At 62.3% G+C, this 25,748-nt stretch carries 23 protein-coding genes; 9 read left to right on the top strand and 14 right to left on the bottom strand.

Annotated elements, in window-relative coordinates:
- Positions 1-59 precede the first annotated feature (59 nt).
- The 3 genes from LB559_RS18320 to LB559_RS18310 are packed head-to-tail and all read left to right on the top strand — an operon-like array spanning position 60 to position 3,567.
- A complete protein-coding gene (locus LB559_RS18320; RefSeq protein ID WP_224674663.1) occupies positions 60-1,571 on the top strand; it encodes an ABC transporter ATP-binding protein in 1,512 nt (503 codons plus the stop codon).
- Positions 1,571-2,626: an ABC transporter permease gene (locus LB559_RS18315; RefSeq protein ID WP_024504732.1), complete on the top strand. Its 1,056-nt coding sequence runs from the start codon at positions 1,571-1,573 to the stop codon at positions 2,624-2,626. Before LB559_RS18320 ends, LB559_RS18315 begins: the two co-directional genes overlap by 1 nt.
- Positions 2,623-3,567 carry an ABC transporter permease gene (locus tag LB559_RS18310; protein ID WP_013528958.1) on the top strand — a complete coding sequence of 315 codons (945 nt, stop codon included), beginning with the start codon at positions 2,623-2,625 and terminating at the stop codon, positions 3,565-3,567. Before LB559_RS18315 ends, LB559_RS18310 begins: the two co-directional genes overlap by 4 nt.
- A 69-nt stretch (positions 3,568-3,636) precedes the next feature.
- Here LB559_RS18310 and LB559_RS18305 read toward each other — a convergent pair whose 3' ends face one another.
- Entirely contained in the window at positions 3,637-4,404 is a 768-nt protein-coding gene (locus LB559_RS18305) for an SDR family NAD(P)-dependent oxidoreductase (protein ID WP_224674662.1), read from the bottom strand.
- A 288-nt stretch (positions 4,405-4,692) separates the two neighbouring features.
- Here LB559_RS18305 and LB559_RS18300 point away from each other — a divergent pair, with 288 nt between their 5' ends.
- Both LB559_RS18300 and LB559_RS18295 read left to right on the top strand, forming a co-directional pair.
- The gene (locus tag LB559_RS18300) at positions 4,693-4,848 is read left to right on the top strand and encodes a hypothetical protein (protein ID WP_013528960.1); all 156 of its coding nucleotides are present in this window, start codon (positions 4,693-4,695) and stop codon (positions 4,846-4,848) included.
- Between the two features lie 110 nt (positions 4,849-4,958).
- Complete coding sequence (locus LB559_RS18295) at positions 4,959-5,900, top strand: LLM class flavin-dependent oxidoreductase (protein WP_224674661.1); 942 nt, start codon at positions 4,959-4,961, stop codon at positions 5,898-5,900.
- A 6-nt stretch (positions 5,901-5,906) separates the two neighbouring features.
- Here LB559_RS18295 and LB559_RS18290 read toward each other — a convergent pair whose 3' ends face one another.
- The 5 genes from LB559_RS18290 to LB559_RS18270 all read right to left on the bottom strand — a co-directional run bounded on the left by LB559_RS18290 (position 5,907) and on the right by LB559_RS18270 (position 13,533).
- Positions 5,907-6,593 carry a cysteine hydrolase family protein gene (locus LB559_RS18290; RefSeq protein ID WP_224674660.1) on the bottom strand — a complete coding sequence of 229 codons (687 nt, stop codon included), beginning with the start codon at positions 6,591-6,593 and terminating at the stop codon, positions 5,907-5,909.
- A 36-nt stretch (positions 6,594-6,629) separates the two neighbouring features.
- Positions 6,630-8,354, bottom strand: coding sequence for an ABC transporter ATP-binding protein (locus LB559_RS18285; RefSeq protein WP_224674659.1), 1,725 nt, complete (start codon positions 8,352-8,354; stop codon positions 6,630-6,632).
- 109 nt (positions 8,355-8,463) lie between these two features.
- Positions 8,464-10,467, bottom strand: a complete 2,004-nt coding sequence (gene fhuB, locus LB559_RS18280) for a Fe(3+)-hydroxamate ABC transporter permease FhuB (protein ID WP_224674658.1) — start codon at positions 10,465-10,467, stop codon at positions 8,464-8,466.
- Positions 10,464-11,324 carry an ABC transporter substrate-binding protein gene (locus LB559_RS18275; RefSeq protein ID WP_224674657.1) on the bottom strand — a complete coding sequence of 287 codons (861 nt, stop codon included), beginning with the start codon at positions 11,322-11,324 and terminating at the stop codon, positions 10,464-10,466. Before LB559_RS18275 ends, fhuB begins: the two co-directional genes overlap by 4 nt.
- A 25-nt stretch (positions 11,325-11,349) precedes the next feature.
- The gene (locus LB559_RS18270) at positions 11,350-13,533 is read right to left on the bottom strand and encodes a TonB-dependent siderophore receptor (RefSeq protein WP_224674656.1); all 2,184 of its coding nucleotides are present in this window, start codon (positions 13,531-13,533) and stop codon (positions 11,350-11,352) included.
- 212 nt (positions 13,534-13,745) lie between these two features.
- Here LB559_RS18270 and LB559_RS18265 point away from each other — a divergent pair, with 212 nt between their 5' ends.
- The 4 genes from LB559_RS18265 (at position 13,746) to LB559_RS18250 (ending at position 16,987) form a co-directional block, all read left to right on the top strand.
- Positions 13,746-14,537, top strand: a complete 792-nt coding sequence (locus tag LB559_RS18265; RefSeq protein WP_164753497.1) for an ATP-binding cassette domain-containing protein — start codon at positions 13,746-13,748, stop codon at positions 14,535-14,537.
- A 65-nt stretch (positions 14,538-14,602) separates the two neighbouring features.
- Positions 14,603-15,574, top strand: a complete 972-nt coding sequence (gene exbB, locus LB559_RS18260) for a tonB-system energizer ExbB (RefSeq protein WP_027163014.1) — start codon at positions 14,603-14,605, stop codon at positions 15,572-15,574.
- A 4-nt stretch (positions 15,575-15,578) separates the two neighbouring features.
- Positions 15,579-16,046 (top strand): TonB system transport protein ExbD, encoded by a 468-nt coding sequence (gene exbD, locus LB559_RS18255; protein WP_013528969.1) that lies wholly within the window; start codon positions 15,579-15,581, stop codon positions 16,044-16,046.
- Positions 16,043-16,987 (top strand): TonB family protein, encoded by a 945-nt coding sequence (locus LB559_RS18250; RefSeq protein WP_224674655.1) that lies wholly within the window; start codon positions 16,043-16,045, stop codon positions 16,985-16,987. Before exbD ends, LB559_RS18250 begins: the two co-directional genes overlap by 4 nt.
- Positions 16,988-17,012: 25 nt before the next feature.
- On the opposite strand, the gene LB559_RS18245 is transcribed toward LB559_RS18250, so the two are convergent.
- From LB559_RS18245 to LB559_RS18210, 8 genes are all read right to left on the bottom strand, one after another.
- Positions 17,013-17,333 carry a hypothetical protein gene (locus LB559_RS18245; RefSeq protein WP_063173312.1) on the bottom strand — a complete coding sequence of 107 codons (321 nt, stop codon included), beginning with the start codon at positions 17,331-17,333 and terminating at the stop codon, positions 17,013-17,015.
- A 121-nt stretch (positions 17,334-17,454) separates the two neighbouring features.
- Positions 17,455-17,712 carry a LuxR family transcriptional regulator gene (locus tag LB559_RS18240; protein ID WP_013528972.1) on the bottom strand — a complete coding sequence of 86 codons (258 nt, stop codon included), beginning with the start codon at positions 17,710-17,712 and terminating at the stop codon, positions 17,455-17,457.
- A gap of 4 nt (positions 17,713-17,716) precedes the next feature.
- Positions 17,717-17,971, bottom strand: coding sequence for a hypothetical protein (locus tag LB559_RS18235; protein ID WP_013528973.1), 255 nt, complete (start codon positions 17,969-17,971; stop codon positions 17,717-17,719).
- Between the two features lie 66 nt (positions 17,972-18,037).
- On the bottom strand, positions 18,038-19,000 hold the full coding sequence (locus LB559_RS18230) for a SagB/ThcOx family dehydrogenase (protein WP_224674654.1): 963 nt from the start codon (positions 18,998-19,000) through the stop codon (positions 18,038-18,040).
- A 530-nt stretch (positions 19,001-19,530) separates the two neighbouring features.
- Positions 19,531-20,280, bottom strand: coding sequence for a helix-turn-helix domain-containing protein (locus LB559_RS18225; RefSeq protein ID WP_013528976.1), 750 nt, complete (start codon positions 20,278-20,280; stop codon positions 19,531-19,533).
- A 603-nt stretch (positions 20,281-20,883) separates the two neighbouring features.
- Positions 20,884-23,802 carry a class I SAM-dependent DNA methyltransferase gene (locus LB559_RS18220; protein ID WP_224674653.1) on the bottom strand — a complete coding sequence of 973 codons (2,919 nt, stop codon included), beginning with the start codon at positions 23,800-23,802 and terminating at the stop codon, positions 20,884-20,886.
- A gap of 54 nt (positions 23,803-23,856) precedes the next feature.
- Positions 23,857-24,945 carry a DUF262 domain-containing protein gene (locus LB559_RS18215; protein ID WP_224674652.1) on the bottom strand — a complete coding sequence of 363 codons (1,089 nt, stop codon included), beginning with the start codon at positions 24,943-24,945 and terminating at the stop codon, positions 23,857-23,859.
- 1 nt (position 24,946) lies between these two features.
- On the bottom strand, positions 24,947-25,567 hold the full coding sequence (locus LB559_RS18210) for a hypothetical protein (RefSeq protein ID WP_224674651.1): 621 nt from the start codon (positions 25,565-25,567) through the stop codon (positions 24,947-24,949).
- Positions 25,568-25,748: the final 181 nt, after the last annotated feature.

Raw genomic sequence — 25,748 nt, 5'->3', positions numbered from 1 at the left:
TGCAGCGTATTCCTCTCAATCAAAGCTGAATCGCAAAGCCCGTCCGTTCAGGAGCCCCCTTGTCCGCCCCCCTCATCGAAATGCGCGGCATCACCAAGAGCTTCGGCGCCGTCAAGGCGAACGAGGCCGTTGATCTCAGCGTCGCGCCCGGCGAAATCCTCGGGTTGCTGGGCGAGAACGGCGCCGGCAAGACGACGCTGATGAATGTGCTGTTCGGCGCCTATGCGCCCGACGCCGGCGAGATTCTCATCCAGGGCAGGCCGGTGCGGATCACAAGTTCCGCCGATGCGCTAGCCGCCGGCATCGGCATGGTGCACCAGCATTTTCATCTGGCGCCAAGGCTGACGGTGCTGGAGAACCTGCTGATAGGCATTCCCGGCAAGACAGGGCGGATCGACCGCGCCGGCGGGCTGGCGCGGCTGGCCGAGATCGGCCGCCAGCATGGGCTGACGCTTGATCCCGATCTTCCGGTCTCGGCGCTGTCGGTCGGCGAGCAGCAGCGGCTCGAAATCGTCAAGGCACTGTTTCGCGGCGCCAGGCTCTTGATCCTCGACGAGCCGACGGCGGTGCTGGCGCCGAGCGAGGTCGACGGGCTGTTTTCGGCGTTGCGGTCGATGGCGGCGCAAGGGCTCGGCATCATCTTCATCTCGCACAAGCTCAACGAGGTGCGGGCACTGACGCATCGCTGCACCGTGCTGCGGCATGGGCGCGTCGCCGGCCGCGTCGACGATCCCGCCAACACGACATCGTCCGCAATGGCGCAACTGATGTGCGGCCATGAGATCGTGCCGCCGGCGCGGGGACCATCGACGCCGGGTGCCGCTGTGCTCACCCTCAATGGCATTTCCACCTCGCGTCATTCGGGTACGGCGCTGCGCGACGTGTCGCTTGCCGTGCGTGCAGGCGAAATCCTCGGCATTGCCGGCGTGTCGGGCAATGGCCAGCGCGCGCTGGCGGAGGTCATCTCCGGCGTGCGCGTACCTGACGCCGGCCGGATGACGATCGCCGGCCACAAAGTCTCACGCTTTTCGCCCCGCGAGGTGCAGGCGCTCGGTCTCGGCCGTATCCCGGAAGACCGTATGACGACGGGGCTGGTTACCAACCTGCCGCTCGCGGATTCGATGGTGTTGCCGCGCATCGGCACCGCCGCGTTCAGCAGCAGAGGCCTGCTCAAGCCGGATGCGATCCGCGCCTTCGCGGAAGAGCAGATCAAGGCCTATGATATCAGGTGCCCTGGGCCGATGACCCGCGCGGGAGCGCTGTCCGGCGGCAATCTGCAGAAGGCCCTTCTGGCGCGCGAACTCGCTTTCGACCCGAAGGTTCTGATCGTCTCGCAACCGACGCGCGGGCTCGATATCGGCGCGGCGCGTTTCATCCACGAAAAGTTCCTCGACATGCGGGCCAAGGGCTGCGGCATCATCGTCATCGGCGAGGATCTGGAAGAGCTGCTGGTGCTCTGCGATCGCATCGCGGTGATGTATGAGGGCCGCATTGTCGGCACGCTCGACAGCGCCGATGCAACGATCGCACAGCTCGGCCTGATGATGACCGGGGCGGAGGGGCACAGCTGATGTTTCGCCTGGAAGTCCGCACCTCTACGCCGGCCTGGTTCAACCTCGCTTTGCCGCTGCTGGCTATCGGCGCGACGCTTGTCCTGTGCAGTGGCCTGATCGCGCTGGCCGGCGCCGGCGTGCTCAATGCGTATGGCGTGATGTTCACGGCCTCGCTGGGCGACAGCTATGCGATCACCGAAACGATGGTGCGCGCCGCGCCGATGATCTTCACCGGACTGGCGGTGGCGGTCGCCTTCCGGGCAAAATTCTGGAACATCGGCGCCGAGGGTCAATTGCTGGCCGGCGCGGTGGCCAGCTGCTTTGTCGGCGCCATCCCGATGCCGGGACCGCTCGCCATGGTGTTGATGGCGGTCGCAGGCGCTGCGGCCGGGGCCGCGGTCGCGCTGGTGCCGGCGACCCTCAGGGTAAAATTCAAGGTCGACGATGTCGTCAGTTCGCTGCTGCTCAACTCGGTCATCTACTACGCGCTGATGGCGCTGATCGAAGGACCGTGGAAGGACTCCTTCAGCGGCTATCCGATCTCGCCGCCGATAGAGGATTCGGCCAATTTCCCTGTGCTGATCGAAGGTACAAGGCTGCATCTCGGCGTTATCGTGGCGCTGCTGGCGGCACCGCTGATCTGGTTCCTGATCGTGCGCACCACGCTCGGCTTCAGGATAAGGGTCACCGGCGAAAACCCGGAAGCGGCCAGATATGGCGGCATCCATGTCGAGCGCGTGCTGATCTCGACAGCGCTGCTGTCCGGCGCGCTGGCCGGACTGGCCGGCGTCGGCGAGGTCGGCGGCGTGCATTTCCAGGTGATGAGCGACATCTCGCCGGGCTACGGCTATTCCGGCATCGTCGTTGCCATGCTGGCGCGGCTCAACCCGCTTGGCGTCGTGCCGGCGGCGATCTTCCTTGCCGCCGTGATGACCGGCGCCGAGGCGATGTCGCGGGCGACCGGCGTGCCGGCCTTCCTCAGCGATGTCATCCAGGGCACTGCACTGCTCGCCATGCTGGTGGCGCTGCTGTTCACCGCCTATCGCATCCGCCGCGTCGGGGTTGCCCGATGAGCGCGGTGTTCGAACAGATCTTCCAGGTCGGTTTTCTGGCCGCGATCATTCGTATCGCCACGCCGCTGGCTTTTGCAACGCTGGGCGAAATGTTCTCGGAACGGGCCGGCGTGCTCAATCTCGGCATCGAAGGCATCATGCTTTTGTCGGCGATGACAGGCTTCACCGCTGCCAGCCTCAGCGGCAGCCTGTGGCTCGGCGTGCTGGCGGCGGTGCTGACCGGCATGCTGATGGGTGCGCTGCATGCGTTGTTCACGGTGGTGCTCGGCCTCAGCCAGCATGTCTGCGGCATCGGCGTGACGCTGTTCTCGTCGGGCCTTGCCTATTTCCTCTACCGGCTGATCTTCGGCCAGCAGTCTGTGCCGCCCAACATCAATGGTTTTCAGACGCTGCCGATCCCGATCCTGTCCGACATTCCGGTGCTCGGGCCGGCGGTGTTCAACCAGTTCGCGCTGGTCTACATGGCGATCCTGGCCATTCCCTTGGCCGCTTTCATACTCTACCGCACGCCATGGGGCCTGTCGGTGCGCATGGTCGGTGAAAATCCGCGTGCCGCGGATTCGGCCGGTGTCAGTGTCATCGCCACACGCTTCCAGGCGGTTGTCCTCGGCGGCGCGCTGATGGGGCTGGCCGGCGCCTTCCTGTCGATGGCGCAGTTCAACGCCTTCACCTTCGGCGTCGTCTCCGGGCGCGGCTGGGTGGCCATCGCGCTGGTCGTCTTCGGCCGCTGGGATCCATGGCGCTCGGCGGGTGCGGCACTTCTGTTCGCCTTCGTCGATGCCTTGCAGCTGCGCATGCAGGCGAGCGGGCTCGGACACATCCCCTACGAGGCGTTCCTGATGCTGCCGTTCATCTTCACCATCGTCGCCATGGCTGTGATGTCGCGCAACGCGGTGGCGCCGTCGGCGCTGCTCAAGCCATTTCGCAGGGAGGAGCGTTAGCAAGCAGGGCTTGGTGCCATTTCCTCTCCCCCGATCGACGGGGGGAGAGGAAGGGCGCCAGGCGTCGCCTCACATCGCGGTAAAACCGTTGTCGACGAACAGATGCGTGCCGTTGACGAAGCTCGACTCGTCGCTGGCCAGGTAAAGCGCCGCCCTCGCCACCTCTTCCGGCTCGCCGATGCGGCCCTGCTGCGCGGCCAGCGCTGCGTCCGAGACATCGACGCCGAGCCTGCCGAGGTCGGTAACCTCGCGCAGGCCGTGCGGCGTGCGGATGAAGCCCGGGCAGACGGCGTTGCAGCGGATGTTGCGGTCGCGGAACTCGACGGCGATGGCGCGGGCGAACATGTGGCAAGCGCCCTTGGTGGTGTCATAGAGCACTTCGTTGGGAGTAGCCGCCACCGCCGAGATCGACGAGGTGCAGACGATCGAGCCGCCGCCCGCCGCAATCATGCCGGGCAAAACGGCGCGCGTCATCAGGAACATCGAGCGCACATTGACGGCATGCAGCCAATCCCATTCCTGCACCGTGGTCTCCAGGAAGGGCTTTATCACGATGGTGCCGGCGTGGTTGAACAGCACGGTGATGGGCCCGAGTTTTTCGATAGCACCCTTCACGGCGGCTTCGACCTGTGCCTCGTCGGAGACGTCGGCGACAAAATGCTCGGCGACATGGCCGCGTGCCCTGATTGTCGCTGCGGTTGCGGCGGCCGCCTCGCCGTTGCGGTCGATGATCGCCACCTTGGCGCCTTCGGCGGCGAACAACTCCGAGGCTGCTCCACCCATTCCCGTCGCGCCGCCCGAAATGATGGCGACCTTGCCGGCCAGTCTTGTGCCCATTTTTTCTGCCCCTATGTGACGATTTCGCCTTGCTGGTTGGCGATGCTACCGCGCCGGCGACGGGCGGCCAATCCACGAATTGAATGCCGCGAGGGCAAGGCCATAGGTCCATTCGGACGCAGACCCGAAAACGGACGCGCCATACGGATCGGCCGCCCGAGTGCCCCTGTAAGCAAGTGGCTACCAACTTCCCATCACCTAAGAGAAAATTATTCTAGATTTGACCGAAAAATAGCAATCGACAAAGTCTACAAGTTTTATAGATTAACCGACGAGACGGAGGTCGATATGTCCTATATCCAGAACGCCCAGACGGATCGCAGTGGTCAGCGGGCGGCCAATGCCCAGACCTTCCGCCCGGCCTATGCCGGGGCTTTCGCCTATCTCGTCTTTGCCCTTGCGTTCGTGTTCACCGGGGCCGTTGTTCTGGGTCTTATTCCCTGAGTCGTCAGATCGACCGGGGTTAGCTGCCCCACCACTTACAGGCAATTGGAGTTGAATGAACCGAATCCTCGGCGTGCTTTCGCGCGCCCGACACCACGGAGGACATGGCAATGCCGATCGAGTTCACGCATATTCCCGGCAAGACCGCCGATGCCGCGGTTCCCTTTTTCTACGACTTTGCCGAGACCGCGACCAAGCTCGGGCTGATCGAGGACGGCGGCTTCCGCAAGATCGTCGTCGACGATTCGGCCGGACTGCTGACCAACATGGATCTTGCGGCCCAGGTGCTCGATCGCACCTCGTCGCTGGAAGTCGTGCTCACCCATTGGGCGGGCGTGGTCGAACCGACTGTGGCGGCCCGTCAACTGGCGTCGATCGACAGGCAAAGCGGCGGACGCCTGGCGCTGAGAATGATCAGCGAGCCGCTGAGCGATGCCGACGCCGAAACACGGCCGGTCGGGCACACCGTCATCTGGCAGCGAATAGACGAATATCTGGTGCTGCTGAAGCGGCTGTGGTCGAACGACCGGCCCTTCGACCACGAAGGAACGTTCTACAGCATCAAGGGCGGCTACGTGGCGCGCAAGGGACCGCATGGCGCCGACCTGGTCATCCGCATGGGCGGGCAGTCCGGAACGGCGCTCAAGGTGGCCGGCCGGCATGCCGATGTCTTTGAACTGGCGCCGGGCTCGATCGACGAGATCCGGCAATTGATGGAGCGGGTGCGTCGCTCCGCCGCCGAACATGGCCGGGCCGGCAAGCTGCGCTTCGCGCTTCCGGTCGGGATTCACCAGGGTGCTTCCGCCTCCGGCCACAAGGCGGTCGATGTTGCCGGGCCGCCAGCCCAGGCCGCCCTGTCGCTGCTTGCCTATGCAGCCCTCGGGATCGATGAATTCATGATTGTCGGCGTCGACACGCCACGCGAGATCGCAACGCTCGGCCGGGAAACGATCGCCCTGCTGCGCAATTCGCTGGCGCGTCGCGAACACGAGGCATTCCAGCCTGGAGCATATGCGTCTCGTGCAGGATTGGAGACGCGCGCAACGGGCTGAAGTCCTTCAGCCTTTTGTTGCCTCGGGCCTGTCGCCAAGCCGCGACAGGCCTTCAATGACAGCGCCCGAATCCGCCAGCGCGCCGAAGACGCCATCTTCGACCGTCACCATATGAAGCGCGGCCTCGTGGGCTTGTTTGTCGCCGCTGGCGCAGGCGTCGGAAATCGTCAGGCATTGAAAGTTGCGGTCGCAGGCTTCGCGCAGCGTGGTGTGGACGCAGACATCCGTCGTGCATCCGGAAAACATGAGATGCGTGATGCCTTGCGCGCGGAGCACAAGCTCGAAATCCGTATAAATGAAGGCGCTGTTGCAGGTCTTGTCGACGATGATGTCGTGCGGTGCCACGTCGATCTCCGGAACGATCTGGAACCCCGTGCCCAAGCGCAGCAGGATATCGGTGCCGTCGAGACCGGAGCGCTTGCGGCGCCATTTTTCGTAAGGCGTCATATCGGCCATGTCGGCCCTATAGCCCTGCCTGGTATGGATGACCCTGACGCCGCCCTTGCGCGCGGCCGCGATCAGCCGGCTCACCGTCGGCAGGATCGCCCTCAGAGGCGACGGGTCATAGCCCTGCCTGGCGAAGTAGCCCGTCGTCGACAGGAAATCCTGCTGCAGGTCGATGACGATCAGCGCGGTGTTTTCGGCCACCAGCCTGCCGTCAAAGGGAAAGTCGAAGGGCGTTGCCTTGATCATCCGGGCGCTCCCTGCTTTGGCGGCTACCATAGTGGATCAACGCGATGACACCAGATGCTGGGCGTCGTGCAGGCGTCGATAGATGCCGCCGGCACGGATCAGTTCGCTGTGCGACCCCTGCTCGACGACGCCCGACTCCGAGACGACGACGATGCGGTCGGCGCCGCGGATCGTTGCCAGCCGGTGTGCGATGACCAGCGTGGTTCGGCCTTCGGCAAGTTCGGCCAGCGACTTCTGGATTTCGCGCTCGGTCTCGGTGTCGAGCGCCGACGTCGCCTCGTCGAGGATCAGGATCGGCGGGTTCTTCAAGAACATACGGGCGATCGCCAGCCGCTGCTTCTGGCCGCCGGACAGTTTTACGCCGCGCTCGCCGATGATCGTGTCATAACCGGCCGGCAGGCCTGATATCATGCCGTCGAGCTGCGCCCGCCGCGCGGCATCGGCGATGGCGTCGTCGGAGGCGCCGAGACGGCCATAGGCAATGTTTTCGCGGATCGAGCCGCCGAACAGGAAGACATCCTGCTGGACGATGCCGATCTGGCCGCGCAGCGAAGCGAGCGTCATGTCCCTGATATCGATGCCGTCGATGCTGATCCGCCCGGCGCTGACTTCGTAGAACCGCGGCAGCAGCGAGCATATGGTGGTCTTGCCGGCACCTGACGGCCCGACGAAGGCGATGGTTTCGCCGGCGCGGATGGTGAGATCGATATCCCTGAGCACCGGCTTGCCGTCGCCGTAGCCGAAGCTCACACCGCGATATTCGATGGAGCCCTTGAGGCCGCTGGCGGTAACGGCACCGGGCCGGTCGGCGATGTCGGGTTCGGTGTCGAGCAACTCTGTGTAGCGGCGGAAGCCGGCAATGCCTTTTGGATAGGTCTCGATCACCGAATTGATCTTCTCGATCGGCCGCACGAAGACGCCGACCAAAAGCAGGAAGCCGACGAAGCCGCCATTGCTCAGGCCTCCCGTGATGACGAGGTAGCTGCCGGCAATCATGACCACGAGCTGGATCAGCCTTATGCCCATGTAGTTCAGCGAATTGCTGGCCGACATGATGCGGTAGGCGTCGAGCTTGGTCTGGCGGTAGCGCTGGTTGTCATGTGCGAACAGCGTGCGCTCATGCTCCTCGTTGGCGAAGGCCTGGACGACGCGCATGCCGCCGACATTCTCCTCGATGCGGACGTTGAAATCGCCGACACGCCGGTAGAGCGCCTGCCAGTTGCGCTCCATGCGGTCGCCGTAGCGCATCGTCACCCAGGCGATCAGAGGCACGATCACCGCCGTGATCAGCGCCAGATGCATGTTGACCGTGAACATCAGCACGAAGGCGCCGGCGAACGTCATGATGGCGATGAACAGGTCCTCGGGGCCATGATGCGCGATCTCGCCGATCTCCTCGAGATCCTTGGTGACGCGACCGACGAGATGGCCGGTCTTGTGGTTGTCGTAGAAGCGGAACGACAGTTTCTGCAGATGATCGAAGCTCTTGCGCCGCATCTCGGTCTCGATGTTGATGCCAAGCATGTGGCCCCAATAGGTGACGACCGCCATCAGCACCGTGTTGAGCAGATAGATTACCAGCAGCCCGGCCGAGGCGATGATGATCAGCGTCCAGTCCTGCCGTGGCAGGAGCTGGTCGACGAAGGTGCGGACCGCCATGGGAAAGCCAAGTTCGAGCAGGCCGGCCAGCACCGCGCAGGAGAAGTCGAGCGCGAACAGCCCCTTCCAGGGCGCGTAATAGGACAGGAAACGTCTGATCATCGAGGTGAACCGCAAGCTGTCTTGATGGACGCGGCGAGGGCACCGGCCGCCATCGATGGGCGCTGCTTACAATCGGCAGGGCAGGGCCGGCAATATGCCAGGGCCGACTTCATTGCCTGCCTTTCCACATCAGCGCCATGAAATAGGGGCCGCCGACGAAGGCGGCGATGAGCCCGGCCGGCACCTGCCAGGGAAAGATCAGCGTCCGGCCGGCCCAGTCGGCGGCAACGAGGATCAGCCCGCCTGTCATGGCCGAGGCCAGAAGCTGCGGCACGGCACGGCGGAAGCCGAGCATGCGCGCGAGATGCGGCGCCATCAGGCCGACGAAGCTCAGCGGGCCGATGACCAATGTCGCGGTTGCGGTGGCCAGCGCGGTAAGTGCCAGCAGAATGGCGCGAACCCGTCCAAGCCGCAGGCCAAGGCCACGCGCGGCAGTTTCGCCGAGCGGCACTATATCGAGCCAGCGCGCCGTCAGCGGCGCCAGCGCGAGGACGGCGACCGCGACCGCAGCGGCAGTGAAGGCATCATTGGGCGTTGCGCGATAGGTCGATCCCGATAGCCAGGCGAGCAGGAAGCCCGTGCGCGGATCGCCGCTGGCCAGAAGCAGCGCGGCGAAGGCCGACGCGACCGTCGCCACGGCGACGCCGGCAAGCAGCAGCCGCGCCGGCGACAGTGCATTGCGCCGCCCGACCAGCACGACGATCGTCAGCGCCAGCAAGGCGCCCGCGAGTGCGGCGCCGAGCATTGCCGCGCGGTCGAAGCCGTCGCTGAGCAACAGCAGCGCCAGCACGCCGAAAGAGGCGCCGCCGGAAATGCCGAGCACTTCGGGTGCTGCCATCGGGTTGCCGGTCATGCGCTGCATCAGCGTGCCAGCGACCGCGAGCAGGACGCCCGCCGACAGGGCTACGACGACGCGAGGCGCGCGCAGGGCAAGCAGCTCGGTCAAATCCTCGGATGCGATCCAGTGCCAACCGCCTGCGCCACGGCCAAAGCCGATGGCGAGGACAACCGCGAGGATGAGCGCCAGCAGGCCGGCGATCAACGGCAGGCCGTTTGTCGGCAGGCGTATCGACGACACCATGTCGGCCTGCCTTTCGGGGGTGGTTCGCATTCGCGGCAACAGGAACAGCAGCAGCGGCGCGCCGAGCAAAGCGGTCGCGGTGCCGGCGGGGATTTCGCCGGTGAACGGCAAATGCTGCACCAGACGGTCGGTGAGCCAGAGCAGGGCACCGCCGACCAGCGGCGACCAGACCAGGCGGCGGCCAAGCGTGCGCGCTCCGGCCAGCCGCACCAGCGCCGGGGCGGCGAGCGCCACGAACCCGATGACGCCCACCTCGGCGACGACCAGCGCGCCAAGCGAGACGGCGACTGCCATGCCGGCAAGGCGGATGACGGCCGGGCGGGTGCCGAGCGATGCCGCGCCGTCGTCGCTGAGATCGAGCAGGCGTAGCGGTCGCCAGAGCAGGAACGCGGCGCAGATGCCGGCCAGCAGCCACGGCGCCAGAGCAACGACGGCCGCATCGCCATTCTGCACCAGCGAGCCGCTCTGCCAGATGAACAGCTCCTCGGTGTATTCGCGGTTGAGCGCCATCAGCAGCGCGCCGGCCGAACCGAAAGTGAGGCTGACGACGAGGCCGGCGATGATGATCGACACTGGCGAAAAGCTGCGCCCGCGCGCCAGTGCGAAAACGGCTGATGTGGCGAGAGCGCCGCCAGCCAGCGCCACCCCTTCACGGCCGCCTTCCAGCAGCCATGGTGCGTAGAGGGTGGCGGCCGCCAAAGCGAGGCTTGCTCCGGCATTGGTGCCGATCGTGGTCGGCTCGGCCAGCGGGTTGCGCAGCACATGCTGCATGACGACACCGGCGAGACCGAGCGCCGCGCCGGCCAGCACGCTGGCGGCGACACGTGGCAGGAAAGCATAGCGATACAGCAACTGCACTGGATCGGATGTGTCGGGGGCGGTGAGCGCCTGCCACCACAGGTGCGCCGGCAGAAGGTGGATGAGATCGATGACGCTCAGCACCAGCGCCAGACCCGCGGGCACGGCAACTAGCAGGATGAGCGCGCCGATGCCGTCGCGCTGTCGCGGCAGGGACATTGCCTGAGCGATCATGCCGCTGCCACGAATTCGGCGAAGCGCGCGGCGGCAGTGAGACCGCCGAACGGCCAGACCGGCGGAATGGTCCGCACTTGGCCGTTCCGGACGCAGGGCAGGTTGGCCCAGAGCGAGTTGCGGGCGATCCTGATCCTGACGTGCGGCGGGATCGGATCGAGCGAGATCAGTTGCGCCTCGCCGACGGCGACCAGTTCCTCGATGCCGACCGTCGAAAAACCCCATTCATTGGTGGCGCCGGTCCAGGCATTGACGAGGCCGAGCCGGTCGAGGACGTCCTGCAGCAGGCTGCCGGCGCCGTAGACGCGGACATGGCGATCGTCGAACATGCTGACGACGCAGACCGGTTTTTGCACCGCCCGCTCCAGCCTGGCACGCGCTTGGGCGATCGAGGCTTCGGTGCGCCCGACAAGGTTTTCTGCTTCCGTCCCACGGCCAAGCATGTTGCCAAGCTGCAGCGTCACCTGCTGCGCCTGCGCGTAAGGTGGAGCCTTGCCGCTGTAGAACGGCACATTGAAGGTCGGCGCCAATCTGGTGAAGCTGTTCTCGTCCAAGCCATAGCCATAGGCGCCGACGATCAGGTCGGGCCGCAATTCCCGAAGCAGTTCGAGATTGGGCTCGCTGCGCGACCCCAGGTCGATGGTGGCCTGCGGCAGCGCCGGGCCCTCGACCCAGTCGCCATAACCCCTGGTGTCGCCGACGGCGAGCGGCGACACGCCGAGCGAGACCACCATTTCGGCCGATGTCCATTCCAGGCAGACGACGCGGGCAGGTGCCGCGCGTGCCGTGCCGCCCGGCAAAGCGAGACCGGTCGCGGCGAGGCCGGCAAGATACTGGCGCCGTGTCAGCGCCGCCATTTTGGGCCGGCCCGCCACATTGCTTCTACCATGTGTATTTCACCGAACCGTTGATCCTGCGGCCCTCGCCGTAGAAGCAGCCGAAGCCCGAGGAGAAGCAGGAGGCGACGTAGCGTTTGTCGAACAGATTGCTGGCATTGAGGCTGAGCGTGGCGTTCTGCCAGGCGTAATACACCGCCGCGTCGGCGAGCACGACCGACGGAACCTTGAAGCTGTTGGCGTCGTCGCCATAGGTCGAGCCGACATAGCGGACACCGGCGCCCAGGCCGAGACCTTCGAGCTTGCCGCTCATGAAGGTGTAATTGGCCCAAAGCGATGCGGAATGGGCCGGCACGCCGAAGGGCGTGTTGCCCTCGTTGCTGACCCAGACGCCGTTGACGTCTTCGACAGCGGTCGCCCTGGTGATCTTCGTGTCGAGGTAGGTGTAGGCCGCTCTCAGATCGAGGCCCGCATCCAGGCTCGCCACAGCTTCCAGTTCCACGCCGCGCGAACGGATCTCACCGGTCTGGAACAGATCGTTGGGTGAGCCCTCATTGCCGGAACGCACGACATTCTGTCGGGTCAGGTCGAAAACCGATGCCGTAATGAAGGAGTTCCAGCCGGTCGGCTGGTATTTCAGCCCGATCTCGTACTGCCTGCCGGTCTCGGGCACGAACAGATTGCCGTCGCTGTCGGCGCCGGCCACCGGCTGGAACGATTCGGAGTAGCTGACATAGGGCGCAAGCCCGTTGTCGGCGAGATAGACGAGCCCCGCCCGGCTGGTGAAGGCGTTGTCCTTCTGCTCGGGAATGTAGCCGCCGGCCAGATTGTCGTAGACCTTGGCGTCCGACCAATCCTGGCGGCCGCCAAGGGTCAGCCGCCAGTTGCCGAACTTGACCTGGTCCTGGGCATAGAGACCGACCTGCTGCTGGGTGGTGTCGGTATCGGTGTAGGGCGTCAGATCGGTGATCGGGTACCCGTAAACCGGATCGAAGATGTTGAAACCGTCCTCGACGGTCCCTTCCGAGGCATAGTCGCGGTAAGTGTAGCGTTTGTAGTCGAGGCCGACGAGCAGCGTGTGGGCAAGCGGCCCGGTGTCGAAATCGGCTTGTGCCTGGTTGTCGATGGTGACGCCGCTGAGTTTGGTGCCGCCGGCATCTGCATAACGGTAGTAGTCGCCGCTTGAAGGTTCCAGGCCGTTCGAGTCCGTCAGTCCGCCACCAAAGACGCCCTCCTCGGTGTGGGTGAGGTGGACGTAGCGGGCATGCTGTCGCACCTGCCAGGTTTCGTTGAAACGGTGATCGAATTCGTAGCCGATCGAGGCCTGGTCGTTGTTGTAGGAGTCGAAGCCGGGTTCGCCGACGAACATGCTGTTCGGCAGGTACTTGCCGTCCTTGCCCGGTACGACCGTGCCGTAGGCAGGCAGGTACTGCATCGCCCATCCCGAGCGATCGCGCTGATAGTTGGCGAGGATGGTCAGGCTGGTGTCGGCATCGGGCTGCCAGGTGATCGCCGGCGCGATGAAGATGCGATCGTCCTTGACGAAATCGGTCTGCGTGTCGCCCATATGAGCGGCACCGGTGAGGCGAAACAGCAGCGACTTGTCGGCGTTCACGGCACCGCTGAAATCGAACTTGCCTTCATAGCGATTGAAGCTGCCGCCACCGAGTTCGATCTCGCGCAGGTTTTCCTCGGTCGGCCGCTTGCTGACATAGTTGATGATGCCGCCGGGGCTAGCCTGGCCGTAGAGCACCGACGCTGGTCCGCGCAGCACCTCGTAGCGTTCCGCGCCATAGGAATCGAGTGCGGTGAACAGGGTGAAATTGCTCTCCTTGAGCTGCAGCCCGTCCCTGTAGAAGACGCCGCTGGCGTTCGAAATGCCGCGCAATTGCAGACCGAGGCCGCGATTGTCGGTGCCGTAGAGATCGCCGGTGGCGCCGGGCGTGTAGCGCAGAACGCCGCCGAGGTTGTCGATCGCCTGTGCTTCCATCTGGTCCTTGGTGATCACCGATATCGACTGTGGCGTCTCGATCAGCGGCGTGTCGGTCTTGGTGCCGGTGGAGCCCTTGGTGGCCACGTAGCCCTTGACCGGCCCGAAGGCGCTTTCGACACGTTCCTGGACGTTGATCGGGTCCAGGGTGGTGGTGACCGTCTCCTGGGCCAGGGCATGGCCGCAGCCAAGCAGGGCCGGCACCGACACCGCTGCGATCAGCAGGCGCTTTCGCGCCATCCGGTCCTGCCAAATCAGTCCACGTCCCGAGATCATCCTGCGCCCCCTTTTCCAAATTTCATGTCGATATTGCCGGTCGCGACGATTTGTTGATCGTTGCAGTCATCTTCAATGTTGACTAGTAAGGTCATGTTTCATAGTCAACCGGGCATGAGCCGTCGAAAGCCGGAATCTGGAAATGCGGGCGGCCGCACTGGAGAAAAGCCATGAGCATGGCTGGAATTGATGCCCAGACTGCCTTCCATATCGACGCGGTGCGCTTTGCCGTCGGCGAGCGGACGCTGCTCGGTCCGGTCTCGCTCGAACTGGAGCGCTCGCGCGTCTATGGGCTGATCGGCCACAATGGTTCGGGCAAGTCGACGCTGATCAAGCTCATGGCGCGCCAGCAGCCGGCGAGTTCAGGCGCCATCACTTTCGCCAAGCGTCCGCTGCCGCAATGGGGCGCCCGCGAATTTGCCCGCGCGCTTGCCTATCTGCCGCAGACGACACCGGCGGCGACCGGCCTGACCGTGCGCGAACTGGCGACGTTGGGACGCTATCCCTGGCACGGCGCGCTTGGCCGTTTCCGCGCGCAGGACAGGCAGCATGTCGAAGAGGCGCTGGCCCTGACCGACATGGAAGGTTTTGCCGACCGGCTGGTGGACGAATTGTCGGGCGGCGAGCGCCAGCGCGCCTGGCTCGCCATGCTGGTGGCGCAGAACGCCGGCGTCATGCTGCTCGACGAGCCGATCTCGGCACTCGACATCGCCCATCAGGTCGAGGTGCTCGGGCTGGTCAAGGAGCTCAGCCGCAAACGCGACCTGTGCGTCGTCGTCGTGCTGCACGATCCCAACATGGCGGCGCGCTACTGCGACGAGCTGATCGCGCTCAAGGACGGCAAGCTGCTGACGCGCGGCACACCAGGCGAGATCATGCGCAGCGATGTGCTGAAAGGCATTTTCGGCGTGGAGATGGGCGTGTTCGCGCACCCCGTCACCGGCCAGCCTGTCGGCTATGTGCAGTGACGAGATCTGGTGCGGCGGCGGGAAATAGAAGGCGGCTGGCCGCTGTGAGAACAAGGAAGAAGCTGTTGTCGAGAACTGGTTTGTTGGCGGCGTTGGTCGCATCCGTCATCCTGTCGGCCGGCAGCGCGATGGCCCAGGAGCAACCGGCCGGTGCCGCGCCGGCGATTGATGCCCCCACCCCGGCTGCTCCCACGGCCCCAGCGCCGATTGCGCCGGCGCCCGCCGCACCGGCAGTCGCTCCGCCGGCCACGATGGCGCCTTCGCAGCCGGGCACCCAGCCGAACACGGCCGCGCCAGCCGAGGCCGGACCTTCGACGGCGATGGAATTGACCTTGCCGCATGACCTGTCGCCATGGGGCATGTTCATGGCGGCCGATATCGTCGTCAAGGCGGTGATGATCGGGCTGGCCTTTGCCTCCCTCGTCACCTGGACGATATGGCTGGCCAAGTCGCTGGAGCTTTTCGGCGGCAAGCTGCGCATCCGTCGCGCCGTGCGGGCGATCGGCAAGGCCGCCACGCTGAAGCAGGCCAGCAGTACCCTCGACCGCAGCGGCGGCCCGGGCGCGCTGCTGGTGCGGGCGGCCGAGGAGGAGACCGCACTCTCAGCCGGCGCCCTCGATCATGTCTCAGGCGATGGCCTCAAGGAACGGGTTACGTCGCGCCTGTCGCGCATCGAGGCGGCGGCGGCGCGGCGCATGTCACGCGGCACCGGCGTGCTGGCGACGATCGGCTCGACCGCGCCCTTCGTCGGCCTGTTCGGCACGGTCTGGGGCATCATGAACGCCTTCATCGGCATCTCGCAGGCGCAGACCACCAATCTCGCCGTGGTCGCGCCGGGCATCGCCGAAGCGCTGCTGGCCACCGCGATGGGCCTGGTCGCGGCCATACCGGCCGTCGTCATCTACAACGTCTTCGCCCGCTCGATAGCCGGCTATCGGCAGATCCTCGCCGATGCCTCGGCAGGGGTCGAACGACTGGTCAGCCGCGACCTCGACTTCCGCACCGTCGCGCCGGCCGCGCCACTGGCGGCGGAGTAGCGCCATGGGAAGCAGAATCCGACAGACCATGGATGACGATCTCGAGGAAAGCCACGAGATCAACGTCACCCCGTTCATCGATGTCATCCTGGTGTTGTTGATTATCTTCATGGTCGCGGCACCGCTGGCCACGGTGGATGTCAATGTCGACCTGCCGGGTTCGACCGCAACGCCCGCGCCGAGGCCCGAGACACCGCTGTTCCTGACGCTGAAGGACGATCTGACGCTGGCGATCGGCAATGACGGCGTGCCACGCCCGGCTTTCGCCGCGACGCTGGACGCCAAGACCAAGGGTGACAAGCAGACGCGCATCTTCCTGCGCGCCGACAAGGCGGTCGCCTATGGCGACCTGATGGAAGCGATGAACCTGTTGCGCGGCGCCGGCTATCTGAAGATCGCGCTGGTCGGCCTGGAGACGGCTCCCGCGTCCAATGCCCCCGCGCCCACAGCCACCGGTGCGGCGGCGCCATGACGCAAGCGGTCGCCGTGCCCTCGGTCCAGATGTCGCGCTTCGGCTGGCGCGACCTTGGCTTGTGGGCCGGTGCTGCCGCGCTGGTCCTCGGAGCCCATGTCGCGGTCGCCTATGCAGTTCAGAATCTCACCATGGTCACCGAAGCGGACGGCGGCCCGCCGCCGGCCCAGGTGATCGAGATGGCGCCGATGGTGGTGATGCCGGCCGTACAAGAACAGGTCGCCGCGCTGGACGCGGTGACGCCAGATCAGACCGAACCGACACCGACGACCGAGCCGACACCTGAAGAACCGGTCGAAAAGGCGGAGCCGGTTGTCGAGCCGCCGGAAGCGGTCGCGCCCGACGAGGCCGAACCCAACCGGACCGAAACGGCTGAAGAGGCCGATCAGCCGCCGCCGGATGAGGCCATCCCGGATGTTGTCGAGGCTGTCACGCCAGACGTCGTCATTCCCTTGCCGCAGCCGAAACCGGTCGAAATTGTCAAAGACAAGAAACCGGTCGAGGCCAAGGCGAAAAAACCTGTCGAGAAGCCCAAGCCGCGGCTTAAGAAGGAGAAGGCGGCTCCGCCGAAGACGGCAACCGTCGCCAGCGCCGACGCACGGCCCGCGGCCAGGACCGCCGCGCCGAAGGCAGCGGAATCGACGTCGCGCTCCGGCGACTCCAGCAAATGGGACTCCCGTCTGGGTGCCTGGATCAAGCGGCACACGCGCTATCCCAGTTCTGCCAAGGCCCGAGGCGTGGAAGGCAGGCCGTATGTCGCCTTCACGGTCGACTCGTCCGGCCGGGTCCTGTCTGCCAGGCTCTCTCGTTCCTCCGGGGATGCGGATCTGGACCGTGCGGCGCTCGCCGTGCTGCAAGGCGCCACGGTGCCGGCACCCCCGCCGGAACTCGGTTCGCGTCTGAGCCGTACAGCGCCGTTCGTGTTCAGCCTGCGCAACTAGGACCGAATTTGGTCGAAGCGGCCTGTCAGTAGGCCAGCGACAGGCTCAGGGCCTCGACCTGTTCGAGATAGAAACGGCATTTCGTGCGCAACAGCCCGAGGCTCGGGTCATCGGCGCCGTTGATTTCGATGGTCTGCATCATGAAGTCGAAATGGGCGTGGAAGGCGTCCACTGTACCCCAGAGACTGTCGGCCTGGCAGCTGTCGGCAATCGCCATCGAGACGAGTTGGCGGGCCTCGATCCGCGCGGCGTCAGGCGATGGCGGCCGCCTGACGATCAAGACGTCGAGCCGGCTGAAAATGCTTTCCCTGGCATCGACGCTTCTGATGTTGGCTATCATGTTCATGTGCAGGTCCCCCTTGGCATTCCAGACGCGCAATAGGTTCCGGTCTGAAATTGAAAAACTGGTGAGCAGAGCATTTTCAGCGGCGCCAATAAGCGCGTGGCGTTTTGGCGGGCGACATGCATCAAGCTAGCGCGACCGGATGCCGGTCCTGCGGGCAGGATGCAATCAGGGCCGGGATTGCGGTTGCATCGGAGGGGTGGCCCCTGATGATGTTGGCGACCTCGGCATCTGCCTGCTCGAACCAGTAGACCATGTCGGCGCGGCGCAGGTCCGTCGCGGCTTTCTTCAGCAGCGGCAGCAGGCTTTGCAATGCGCACAGCGTCTCCCAGCGGTTTGGCCGCGAGGTCGAGCCGGCCACCGCGCATGCTGACGATTGCATCTCGTTAGGCTCTCCGTGGCTGGGCGGCGCGATTGTCTTTTGCCTGCGCCTTGGGGTGCAGCGGGTTGCCGCTGAGCTGCGCGTGCCTGGCTGGCCGTGCGCCGCGAAGAACGTCGAAGGCCTCTGCATAGGCCATGCCCAGCAGATAGGAGATCATCGGAAAACGGCTTGCTTCGGCCATTTGCACGAGCTCATTGGTCATCGACGAAATATATTGAAGACTATCGATTTCAGACTGGCGTAAGGATTGATTTGGCACGTGCTGCTCCTGTCTCCGGTTATACCCTGGGAACGCGTTACTGGCCGAATACACATTGTTGGTCGACTAATTGATGGATTGGCCCGCGGTGGAGGGATCTCTTTCCGGGGTCGAGAGGGTCAAGGCATAGATCGGTGCGTCGGTGAGGCTGTCGAGACCAAGCAGCCGCTTGATCGCGGAATGACTGAGCGCGGCTGTCGGGCATGCCGACAGGCCATGATTGGTCGCTGCCAGCATGATGTTCTGGCCGATATGGCCGGCCTCGATCAGCACGACACGATAGGCGTTGGCGTCCTCATATTTCCACATCGTGCGGTCGAGCCTGGCGCAAAGCAGGATCAGGCACGGCATGGCGTCAGCCCACTCCTGTCCGCCGACCAGTTCGGAGATCTTCGGCAGATGGTTCGCGGAAATCCTGCCAAGGTCGTGATCGGCGGCGGAATAGTGATAGACACCGGGTTCGAGGCCATCGACGCCGAGCGCGACCACATAGGCCTCATAGGGATTTCGCGCGCCGCCGGAAGGGGTCATGCCAAGCGGCAGGGTGCCGACGCAATTGGCGGTCTCACCGATGATGCCGAGCCCTGCGAACAGGCAATCGGAAAGCTGTTTGGCCGTGATGGTGGGCTGAGCCGCCGTGCGGTTGGTGCGGCGCCGCGCCATCAAGCCAAGAAGTTCGTTGTCTTCCAGTGCATTCGGCAGCTGGATGGCGCCGGCGGAATTCTTGAGCAGGAGGTCCGGCTGCGGCGTATGGCCGGCGCGTTCCATCTGCCGCTCTTCCGCTTGCTCGATGGTCATGTATTCGCTGTCCTGGACGCAGAAATGCATCAGCGCCGTCGGAAGCCCCCAACTCCATTGTCCTGAAAACTGTTCCTCCTGCTCGGCGAGAGGCGATCCGGCGGTGACCAGGGCGGAAAAATCGAGCAACCGGGGAACGACAGCTTTCAGCTCGGACTTCGACCAGCCATGGGCGCGGGCAATGTCCGCCGTCGATGCCCATTTGTCCCACGATGCGAGAAGGCCGACCATATCAGGGCTGCATTCAAATACGCTTCTGGTCAGGAAGTTGCATGCCGTGACCTTGTTCGGGCCAGGGTAGAAAACAAGCGTTTTCGAAGAGCGCATTTTCATGAAGCTGGATGCCATCTGCGGAGCCGAAGCGCCGACAAGCGAACCGCTCGTCGGCGCAGAACGGCTTCAGCGCTTGTTGTAGTGCATGCCCTGCGAAAAGAAGACGGTCTGCGTGCCGGCGGCAATCGTCAGCTTCGGAGTATTGGTCACTTTCTTGGCCATTTTTATCCCTTTCCTGACCCCAATCTGGGATCCGTTGAAGGACCCCCGGAACGGGATCCGCGCGAAGAAAGGTAAGGTCGGAAGAGTTAATGGTTTGTTAAAATTATAGTAAAACCACGAGTCGAAGGCGGATGCGTGGATTATCTTTCTTGGTACCAAAGTGTAAAATATCGATTTTATTCAGATACAGAGTAGACAATCGTTGGCGTACGCTTTATCGGCGTACGCTTATTCTTAATTGGCGTAAGACACGGCGATCCGAGGGATTAGCCCAACCCGTCCCGGGTGAGGCTGACAACCAGTTGGTCGACGCCCGGATCGTCGAGACTGATGACATGCGCCATGCTGATGGCATCCCTTGCGTGGATGTTGGCAATGTCGCGCCGCATGATGACGGACACGAATGCCGGGCCGGCCTCCGTCAGAAGCATGGCCTTGCCCATCAGCACCGGTTCGGAGATGGGAGCCCATTGCACGGAGATCAGCGACGGCTCTCCGGTCTGGCGGCGATTGATGCCGCTGAAATAAATCCAGTTCAGCCGCGAGATCGCCACGCCATAGTGATTGCCGCGCGCTCGTGCCCAGGTCGATCCCCGGCGCTCCGACCACCCGGTGACCCGTCGAAAGGTGACCAATTCGGCTTCGCGCCGCACGAAGGTCACCGAGCGCACCAGGAGGTCGAGGCGGCCCGGGATCGAGAAATAGGTGAAATAGGTGCCGCCCGCGATCGAAGGGCTGGGAGGGCGGATCATCTGGTTGAACAGGCTCTCGGACACCGGCGGCAGGCCGCGCATCACTGGCTCGGGTGTGCCGGGATCCTGGTACAGTTCCGCCTCGTCGATGCGAAAGTAGTCGCATATCAGCTTGGCTGTGGCCTTGTTGGGAACGGTCTGCCCTTGCAGGTAGCGTTCGAACTGGGTGCGATTGATGTGCAGCTCACGGCATACCGCGCTTACGGAGGCATGGTCCTTGCACAGCCGTCTAAGGTTTGCAGCGAGATTCTCGCGAATTGACACGTCTTTGCTTCCGCAGGCGGATTTTTCATTTCGACTCGAAATCCATATAGCGTCTCCGGTCGCCCCCGCCGAAACGCCTTGGCCACAACGCACAGAAAAAACTGATTTGGTAACGTCAATTTAGTGGGGCGGTTTGCAAAAAAAACGGAAACAATCGACGAGCGCTTCCGCCATAAGTCCAATTGACAAAAGTCTTGCCGGAGATTGCGAAAACAGACGGCGCGGCGCGCGGCCTTTTAGGCGCGCCGGCACGGCAAATGCCAGCCGTGGAGGCAAGCCCGGACGAGCGTCGCGGAGTGCATATGGCGCGGAGAGCGAGGAATTAATCCGCTGGTGGAGCTGAGGAGGGCGTCCACCACGATCTGCAAAGCCTTGCGTACAAAGGGTCTGTAGCGGGAAGCGGAACGAAATGTCCCACCTATGTGTCTCACCTAATAGCAGCAGGATGTTTTTGCAAGTTGGTGGGAATGACAGGGCTACCCACCATCGTCTCAAAGCAATATGCCGCTTGGCTCTTGGCGAGGTAGGGAGACACAATGCCTCCCTTCGATGCATCACTACATACTAGGAGAGGTATTTGGGCAAATAGCGCTAGGGTCGCTATCAGCCATCCCCATTCCCAGTGTCTGTCGCCGCCAGCAGTGTGCGATCTTGGTTGAGCGCAAAGAGCCGGCTGAGCACTTCGTCGTCTGACAAATCTGCGGGCCAGCCATAGGCAGCCGCCACGGCTTTATCTAGCTCGTCGTGGGCGTATTGAAGCCACGCAGGACGCAGGTTGTAGAGATTGGTCAGGGTCCGCTCTCTGAGCTTGCAAGCGGCTTCTTCGCTGACAGGGGTAAGACGTTCAGGGTAGCCGGTCGCTACCTCCGGTTCACGTTTCAAGAGGTCGGCAGGATTAAGCCAGTTTTCACGAAGCTTGTGCAGGCGCTCTGCAGCCCTTGCTATTGCTACCGCTCGAAGTTCAGACTCGTATAGATGTCTGTCGCTTGGTGTCAGTCCATCAGGAAATGGAAATGTCTCAAAGCACGTAATGTTGTTGTACCGACGTTGGTTACCCGCACCGATTCGGTTGCCGATAGCCGTAACCCACAACTCATGTATTCTTGATTGCAATATGCCAAACATCGTCTCGTCGTCATGCGGAAATACGATGAGATTTTTGTCCGGTAGAACCGGATATGATAGCCAGATGAAGATACGATGCTCAGCGGTCTCTGCTGTGACGATGTATCTCGAAAGCCTTTCGATACGCTTCCGCATCTCAGGTCTCGGCCAGTAGGGCTTCCACCATCCTATGCGTGCATGTTCATCTCGGGCCAGCTGTCTAACCTGCCTGAGTGTTCCTGCTTTGGGTTCATTTTCGTCGTACAATGCGGTGCTGAGGTAATGGTAGGGCAACTCCCAAAGCGACGCCTCGTGTTCTGTTTCGTCCTTAGGGATATCGATAAGCCAGATATCGCGAGGACGGCCCGTTAGGTCATCGCCATTCCAATATGGCTTCAACACCTCATTGTTTTTACGCCCGTTTGGGTTAGCCGGCGCAAGCAACCACTCTCGTGCCAGCACGCCGGTAATATCTAGCGGACCGCTCTTTTGAATACCGAGCATGCTTTGACCTCGATTGTCGACAAGACGACTAGCCGTGCTGTAGTCCAGACTTGATGTGAGGCTAGCGTTGATCTCGGTAACATCATGGCCGTTCAATTTCGGATGGCGCCACACGTTTGCGCTCCTGGCAAAGCATATCAGTGCAACCCTAACAGCGGCCCCCTCTACGACCCAGGGTTCATCCGGATATGCGTCAACTATCGTCAGGTCCCCTGTAATTCGGCGCATGACCGGGAGATTGGTGTTCTTGGCAATTGAGTTCGTAGCTACAAGACCGGCTAGCTCTGTACGCCCCTCAATGATTGCTGCGCGCGCCTTTTCGAACCAGTAACAGACAAGGTCAGTAAACCCGGGTAGGCGGTCTGCGAAGATAGCTCGAATGCGCTCCGTCTCTTCTACGCCGAGGGACCTCTTCATCGACTTTGCACCAAGAAACGGCGGGTTCCCGATGATCGCGTTTGCTCGAGGCCACTCGGCCTCGGTCCACGAGCCGTCTGCGCCGTGTGTCAGTAGCGCATCTCGGCATTCGATCGTTTCCAACGGCTTCAGGACAGGGTTCTGACCAGCCGCGAAGCCGTTCTTCAGCATCCACTGTATCTCGCCGATCCACACCGAGACCCTAGCAAGCTCCGCTGCATAGGGGTTGAGTTCGATGCCTCGGACGACTTCTGGGCCGATCTGCGGAAAGCCGCGAGGCAACCCCAATGCCTCGGCCTCGACCTGGGCCTTGTGCTCGAGGTCCTTCAATGACCGTAGCGCGAGGTACAGGAAGTTCCCTGAGCCGCATGCAGGGTCGAGTACCCGGAAGTCCTTCAACCGCTTCAGATGGACTTCCAAGAGGCTTTGCGCTTGATTGCGAGCGCGCGTGTATGCTGATCCCTTCGAGCTGGCGGCCTTTGCCATTAGACCCTCTATCTGGGCCTTGGCGCGCTCCCATTCAGCGGTCAGAGGCTCCACAATAACCGGATTGATGATCATCATGATCTTGTCCCGGTCGGTGTAGTGCGCTCCGAGTTGACCGCGCTTGTCAGGGTCTAGTCCACGCTCAAACAGTGTTCCAAGAATGGAAGGGTCAACGTCGCCCCAGTACTGAGACGCGGCGCGATGGACGAGCTTGATTTCATCCTTGGTAAGCGCGAACACAAGGTCATCGTCGAACAGTCCGCCATTGAACCACGCGACCTTCTCAAACCCGATGCGCCCGCCCGACTTCATTGCAACGAACAGATCGCGGGCGAAGCTCTCAAACTCGTTAGAGTCCTCTATTGCCCGGTCCAGCATACGAGTGAACATCATGTCAGGCAGGAGTTTAACGTCCTCCGCAAACATGCAGAACACCAGCCGGTTGATAAAGTGTGCTACTTGCTCAGGGACATGACCGCGATCACGTAAAGAGCGGGCAAGGTTAGCGAACTCGCCGGCAACCTCTTCTGTGAGCTCCTGCCGGGTCTTCTGTGGGCGCAATGCCTCTGGGTCGGATAGTGCCGACTTTAGCCAACCCCGTTTTTCTGGGTCACTAAGGTCGGCAATGTAGATTTCGTAGGTTTTGGAGACGGAGTTTGTCCAGTTCGTATGGATACGGATGGTCGTACCGATGTCTGAGACAATCAACAGTGGCGGGTTGTCGAGCGCAACGGCGTAACGCTGAAGCTGGGCGTAGGCAGTATCTAGGTTCCCTTGTGTCCCCTTATATTCCCACCCAAAGTGGCCGCGCTTGAAGACATCCGCGAATCCGTTTCCGCCTGTCGACTTGGAAGCGCCAACTTCGAAACCGTAGTCCTTGCCTGTGGGATCAACCTCGGCTGGCGTTGGCTCGCCGAGCATGTGGCAAAGGTCGAGGAAGTGCTCCTGTGCAGCCGCACGTTCTTTAAGCTGTGAGTTCTGCCACTTGGATATGAATGTCTGCGGCGTCATCTGTGCTACTCAGTCCCCATTGGCCGCTTGCGTGACATCTGCAGTGATTGGTCATCACAGCAGACGCAGTGTCTCCTCCTCGTTTGGCAACGCTGCTTCGGGAAATGCATAGTTGCGTAGCGCCTTGGTCCGAGCCACGCGACTTCCCCTATCTGATGCCGCTCGTGACACGTTTCTGGCATAGTTGACAGTGTCGTCGTTTACGTCTTTCCACGTATCTTCGTCGAGTGTCAGCAGCTCTGTAACGCGATCACCAAAATCAGTGATCCGCATCGCGAGATTATCGCGCATGTCTCGAGCCCAAGGAAGCTGGTCTGCTCTGGCAGCTACCTCTAGAAACAGCGTGTAAAAGTCAGACTTCTTTCTCCACCGTGTGCTCTTCAGTCTCGGAAGCATCTGAGCGATCTCGTCGGTAGCTTTCCTAAAGGCGCTCTCAACTCGTTCGCGATCTTCATAGGACTCCTCGTAAATCCTATAGTAATCGTCTAGCTTGTCCTTCTTGTTCTGAGGTCCGTGCAAGAATGCTATGGCAAGCTCGCTTATGAATTCATGGTCTATCATCCGTCGATGGTCGTTAGCAGAAAAGATCCCTGCGTCTGCCCAAAATTCGTTCTGATCCGCCATCAATTGGATGGACTTGATAAACGGTCCCCAGTATGTCGCGTTTCGTAGCTCTTGATCATTGAGAGCCACAACATTGCGATTAAGTCTGGCGAATATCTTTCGTACTTCTTCTTCACTCATGTTTGGTAAAATTCTTACGACAAACTTGTAGTTAAATATAGTCTTCTTCTCTATCGCGCCTAACTGGTCGAATTTTAGGCCGCGCCATGATCGAGAGACTTCCTCTCCGTCCAAAGGTACGGTGCCACCCAAGAAGTCTAGGACGGCGCGTATGCGTTGCTGCCCATCCACCACTATGTGCTTCTCTTCTCCGTGCTCGTTTCCGACGTCCTGCATGTACAGTTCGGGTATTGGAAGACCGAGAAGGATCGTATCGATCAAGTAAGCTTGTTGGATCGGTGTCCACACCGGATTTCTTTGATAGGGCGCGGATAGCTCCAGCTCCCCGTTCGTATAAGTCTTATTGAACCATGACACGGTACGATGCGTTGTATGCAGGAAATGATCAGCGTCGTTCATCTCAACCCTCAGTCGCAATAGCCGTTTGTTCTTCGGTGTCGGACAATATCTTTGCTCTTAGATTACCAATGTTAAAAGCTTGGTACTGGCGCAGCGCATCATAGTCCTTGTAGATTCTTAGCTTCACATCGCGACCTTCCGTTGGAATTTGTCCTGCCATAGTCTCCAAGGCGCCCTGCCAAATCGCGCCGAATGGCAGGATCGGTAGGATGCTATCGGTCGCGATTGTGCCGGTGAACACATAGTTTGTTCGATGCCTTTCGATGGCTCTCCTGCTGGCGCTTGGCAACGACAACCACGAGGGTCTGAGTTGCCGTAAGTGACGCCATGCAAGGTCAAAGTGGTATGGACTTATAACACCGCAGTCGATGTCGGATTCGTTGCTGAAGGCCGAGAAATGCTTGTAGGGATTCAAGCTGAATCCTATTGCTGCACTACCGGTCAAGACGATGTCGTGGGGGTCCACATCCAAACCCCTAGCGAGCAGTGTTTTCCAACTCACCCACACTTCCATGTCCGACGCGAAGGCAAACGGAATAGGCTCGAATATGTAGTGAGATACGAACTCAGTTGGATTGCGGCTTAGGATCGCAGACTGAAGCGCAGCAACATCTGGGAACAAGTCGCTAACCTCTCTCGCGGCTTCTGAGCCCTGGAGGGCTACCTCTAACTATTCCATAGCGGCGCGTTTGTCAGCCGATCATCAAGGTGTCCGTAGTCAATCGACTTTTCCACTCTTTGGCGAGCTATTTGGTAAACAATTCTTCGCAGGGGTATCAAACCAGGCTCAGGCGTTCGGGTCC

Origin of the sequence: Mesorhizobium sp. BR1-1-3 (assembly GCF_020165455.1) — a bacterium.
Classification (GTDB): Bacteria; Pseudomonadota; Alphaproteobacteria; order Rhizobiales; family Rhizobiaceae; genus Mesorhizobium; species Mesorhizobium ciceri.
Note: the sequence above shows the minus strand (reverse complement) of the source record. Positions and strands in the feature narration are given on the sequence as shown.

Coding starts and splice junctions, on each gene's coding strand:
- LB559_RS18250 (WP_224674655.1), top strand. CDS start 16,043: ATGACGCAAGCGGTCGCCGTGCCCTCGGTCCAGATGTCGCGCTTCGGC.
- LB559_RS18215 (WP_224674652.1), bottom strand. CDS start 24,945: ATGAACGACGCTGATCATTTCCTGCATACAACGCATCGTACCGTGTCA.
- LB559_RS18245 (WP_063173312.1), bottom strand. CDS start 17,333: ATGAACATGATAGCCAACATCAGAAGCGTCGATGCCAGGGAAAGCATT.
- LB559_RS18305 (WP_224674662.1), bottom strand. CDS start 4,404: ATGGGCACAAGACTGGCCGGCAAGGTCGCCATCATTTCGGGCGGCGCG.
- LB559_RS18295 (WP_224674661.1), top strand. CDS start 4,959: ATGCCGATCGAGTTCACGCATATTCCCGGCAAGACCGCCGATGCCGCG.
- LB559_RS18265 (WP_164753497.1), top strand. CDS start 13,746: ATGGCTGGAATTGATGCCCAGACTGCCTTCCATATCGACGCGGTGCGC.
- LB559_RS18240 (WP_013528972.1), bottom strand. CDS start 17,712: ATGCAATCGTCAGCATGCGCGGTGGCCGGCTCGACCTCGCGGCCAAAC.
- LB559_RS18285 (WP_224674659.1), bottom strand. CDS start 8,354: ATGATCAGACGTTTCCTGTCCTATTACGCGCCCTGGAAGGGGCTGTTC.
- LB559_RS18315 (WP_024504732.1), top strand. CDS start 1,571: ATGTTTCGCCTGGAAGTCCGCACCTCTACGCCGGCCTGGTTCAACCTC.
- LB559_RS18300 (WP_013528960.1), top strand. CDS start 4,693: ATGTCCTATATCCAGAACGCCCAGACGGATCGCAGTGGTCAGCGGGCG.
- LB559_RS18230 (WP_224674654.1), bottom strand. CDS start 19,000: ATGGTCGGCCTTCTCGCATCGTGGGACAAATGGGCATCGACGGCGGAC.
- LB559_RS18270 (WP_224674656.1), bottom strand. CDS start 13,533: ATGGCGCGAAAGCGCCTGCTGATCGCAGCGGTGTCGGTGCCGGCCCTG.
- LB559_RS18220 (WP_224674653.1), bottom strand. CDS start 23,802: ATGACGCCGCAGACATTCATATCCAAGTGGCAGAACTCACAGCTTAAA.
- LB559_RS18290 (WP_224674660.1), bottom strand. CDS start 6,593: ATGATCAAGGCAACGCCCTTCGACTTTCCCTTTGACGGCAGGCTGGTG.
- exbD (WP_013528969.1), top strand. CDS start 15,579: ATGGGAAGCAGAATCCGACAGACCATGGATGACGATCTCGAGGAAAGC.
- LB559_RS18275 (WP_224674657.1), bottom strand. CDS start 11,324: ATGGCGGCGCTGACACGGCGCCAGTATCTTGCCGGCCTCGCCGCGACC.
- LB559_RS18310 (WP_013528958.1), top strand. CDS start 2,623: ATGAGCGCGGTGTTCGAACAGATCTTCCAGGTCGGTTTTCTGGCCGCG.
- fhuB (WP_224674658.1), bottom strand. CDS start 10,467: ATGATCGCTCAGGCAATGTCCCTGCCGCGACAGCGCGACGGCATCGGC.